Raw genomic sequence first — 3801 nt, 5'->3', positions numbered from 1 at the left:
AAAAGATAAGTGTGGTATCCCTGGTGCCGAACCCGCAAAGATTGATCTAGTTGAATCATCCGCTCCCTCTTGTTCTCCGGAGTCGGGTTGCTGTTAAAAGATTTATTTTACTGTCGTTAGCAATTCGAGTACGCCAGAACGGGAATCTTCTCTTCGTTCAACTGCAGCAAGCAAGGATTGAGGGTCACCAATTAAAGTAATTTTCGACTTTGCCCGACTGGTTGCGACATAGAGAAGTTCTCGACTGAGTAGTCGGGCATCTGCAGGAGGTAAAACAATCAAAACCTGCTCAAATTCTGAGCCCTGACTACGGTGAATCGTGGTGCAATAACCGATTTGATGACCAGGTAGTCGGGAAAAAGAAATCTCCCTGAGTCCCTGATCGTCGGGAAAATGAGCGATGTTATTCATGATTACTCCATCGTCCCCGTTAAACAATCCAATAGAATAGTCATTTACTCCAACTACTACTGGCAGAGGATTATCGACTCTCGGAGGAAGGATCTTTTGCACTCTTTCGTTCCATCCATCTACACCAAAGCGTCCCTGGTTGTGAGCACAAAGAATGCGAAATTTACCAAGGGCAGAGATTGCTTCCTGCGGATCGGTTGATTGATTGAAGAATGCAAAGCCTTGCCGAAGCAATTGTGGAATCGCAGGATCGTCCAGCGATTCGATCAAGCAAAGAGAATCTTCAGATGCACGAACCATTGACAATGCATCCTCGCCCCTCCCCTCGCGAATTGCATCACAAAGATTGCCGAGTTCATCGGTTGATGGTTCTTGTCGGGATCGGCGATGGGAATGAGATAGATTAACAAGGCAACCGCCCAAGGGGTGATTAATCTCTTTAAATCTCCCCAATTTTGAAAAGGATGCCAGGTTTGTTTTTTGGTGAGTATAAAAGGTATTAGGAATAAGCTCGCGAACCAATGAATTAAATACTGCACCGCCCTGTACGGGAGATAATTGATCCGCATCGCCAGCGAGTATAAGAACTGCATCCTTACTTAAAGCCGAGCAGAGTTTCGCCATTAGGGGTAAATCAACCATCGACACCTCGTCCACCACCACGACATCACAAGAAAGAGGATTTCCAGCATTACGCCTGAAGTCTACAGACCCGTGAACTGATCCGAGTAATCGGTGCAAGGTACTTGCCCGGGCACTGTGTAGCAACTTTTCTGCAACCTCACAGGGAAGGTCCACATCTTCCAATGTTTGGGCGATGGATTGGCGCATTCGATGAGCAGACTTCCCGGTAGGTGCGGCTAAAGCAATCGAAAGACCTGGAGATTCCTTCAGCATACAAGCAAGCAAAAGAGCAAGAGTACGGGTCTTACCTGTTCCTGGACCACCAGTGAGAAAAAGTAAGTTCGTTTGCATTCCTACTCCCACTGCTAAGGATTGGGAGTCATCGAGATGGGGACGAATTACTTGGTCAAAAAATTGCAGACTACCGGATGAAAAAGAACGGTGCTCGAGGCATGCTCGAGCAGCCAAAGATTTGGCAATTTCTATCTCATATTCGAAGTATCGGCGAAAATACAAACTTCCTGAAGCGGTCAGCACAAGGGGAAGGTTTTCATCTGCCTGCCCGACAGGAGAAAAAATACTCGGATCTGCACAAAGATCCTGATACTCAGAAGCAAGAAGATGGGTGGTTCCTTTTTCGTTTTGCAAGGTGAGGCGTTCGCACAAACTCCCCAGAACCTTGGCATGCTCGGGAGATTCCCGTGATGCAAAGAAAGACCCGACCGCCCGCGCCAAGGCAAGTAGATGCGGACTGTTTTCCTGATCCTTTTTCATTTGGAGGGAACCGGCGAACAAAGGGTATCTTCTAGGGCACTGACCACTGAAAGGGAGGGGAGATCAAAAAAGATGCCGCGATTGGAAGATGGTCGAATACCACGAGTGAACAAATAATAAACCCCGCCGAAATCCCGCTCATATGAAAATCCAGGAATGCGGGATTTCAAAAATTTATAGATCGCGAGTACATAGAGATGGTATTGTAAAATGTAATGATTATCATGCATCTCTTGCTCAACGGCAGCCTGTTCAAATCCATCCACCCGTCCGCTAAGGAGATTGGATTTCCAATCGAGAATGTAATAACGTCCACGATCACGAAAGACCAAATCGACCAAGCCAGTCAAATACCCATCCTTTTCCAATTCCGCCCATTCCGATCCATCTACCCTCGATAAATATTTTTTAAGTTGGGAATCATCAGGAAGAATTGATCCGAGTTTGGATAGTTCCGTGCTTGCAGAAGGAAAGAGAAATTCCATCTCTTCCATCCGGTCGGAAGTAGACAAAGAAGAGAGTGAAAAACCAGGAAACAGATCGACCGTCATCACATGGCTGACCATTTTCAAAATAGGTGCTTTCCAAATTAAAGAATCAAATTGATGATCCTCCAATTTCGATCCAACCATTTCCTCCCAACCGGATGAATCGTCAAAGGACAAATGTTCAAACAGGTCGTGCATAAAATTCCCGGCATTTGCACCTGCAGGGAATTTAAAGATTAGATCATCAGAGATTGAACCATCCATTTTTTCGCCCTCCTCGACCGATACGCCATCCAGATCAAACCCATTAAAATCGACCTGCTTGGTCAGACTGCTAAAAGACTCAATCCGATTCCCTGTGGGTAAAGTCCGCCCACGGGGAAAAACTTCTGAAAGCAAAGAATCCGGGGCGACTCGAAACTCTGCGGTTTGTCCATTCCGTACTCCACGCTCGGTTGGGTTAAGAGATAAATAATCGTGGGTAATTTCTTCATTCAAACCAGAGTGTTCAATCCAGCCTGCAATCCCTCCAGTACTGGATGATTTTGTAATTTCCTGCAAAATCCGGCCCTGTGCAGATGAGGGAACTTGCTCAGTACCAACTTCAGGAAGATGATAAAGATAACATCGTGAGGACGCCCGGGTAAGACCAACATAAAGAACGCGTGCATCTTCCCGGGATTCTGCCAAATAGCCACGATTCAAATCTTCGTCATTTGCCAACTCCCGCATACCCACAGTCAATTGCCCATCTTTATCGTGATAAGTGAACGCCCCTTTTTTGGGTTCGGTGGAAAACCCCAGAAAAGGAAGAAAGGTAATTGGATACTCCAAACCCTTTGATTTGTGAACCGTGAGAATGCGAATGGCCGCAGATTCGGATTCAAGGCGTAATTGATACTCCTCATTCGAGCGGTTCTTTTGGTCCATTTTTGCACGTAACCATACAACAAGAGAGGATGGAGACATCGGATTGTTTGCGGTTGCTTGGTGTAGAACCTCGGAAAGATGTAAAAAATTAGTCACCCGGCGTTCACCATCCGGGCGTTTTAAATTCCGTTCAATCGCTCCGGTTTCTCGAAATAATTTTCGCAAAGCCACATAGATTCCCTGTTCTCGCCAGGTCTGTCGAATACCACGGAATTGCCCGACCCATCTTTCCCATTCAGCTGGATCATCCTTCCAACCCTGGAAATCATCACTCGACATTCCCAGCAAGCCTGTAGCAAGAGCCCGTCTGATAGAGCGATCATTTTGTGCATCGACTATTCCCTGTAAGACCCAACAAAGTTCACGACTCTCTTCGGTCTCAAACAAGCTCATGTCACTAAAAACAACGGCGGGTAATCCGCGGGAACAAAAATATTCCCAAACCTCACGGGCTTCGGAGTTCGATCGTACAAGGACTGCAATATCGCCCGGGTTCACCTCTTTTCCCCCTACCCTTCCGTCATTCAAAAGATCAAATATTTCATTGGCCATATCAATACGGATGGCGCCCTGA

Annotated in this window: 2 protein-coding genes; both read right to left on the bottom strand. The window is 46.5% G+C overall.

Annotated features, from left to right (window positions below; all coding sequences use genetic code 11):
• Window positions 1–102: 102 nt before the first annotated feature.
• Window positions 103–1809: an exodeoxyribonuclease V subunit alpha gene (recD, locus tag ACKPQ4_RS09145; protein ID WP_407680877.1), complete on the bottom strand. Its 1707-nt coding sequence runs from the start codon at window positions 1807–1809 to the stop codon at window positions 103–105.
• Window positions 1806–3801: 3'-5' exonuclease (locus ACKPQ4_RS09140; RefSeq protein WP_407680876.1), on the bottom strand; the 1996-nt coding region annotated here is incomplete at its 5' end. The genes recD and ACKPQ4_RS09140, both read right to left, overlap by 4 nt.

It is taken from the genome of Candidatus Chordibacter forsetii (assembly GCF_964187505.1).
Classification (GTDB): Bacteria; Verrucomicrobiota; Verrucomicrobiia; order Opitutales; family Seribacteraceae; genus Chordibacter; species Chordibacter forsetii.
Note: the sequence above shows the minus strand (reverse complement) of the source record. Positions and strands in the feature narration are given on the sequence as shown.

What these genes read in the sequence shown, in the direction of transcription:
- recD (WP_407680877.1), bottom strand. Translation starts at nt 1,809, where the DNA reads ATGAAAAAGGATCAGGAAAACAGTCCGCATCTACTTGCCTTGGCGCGG.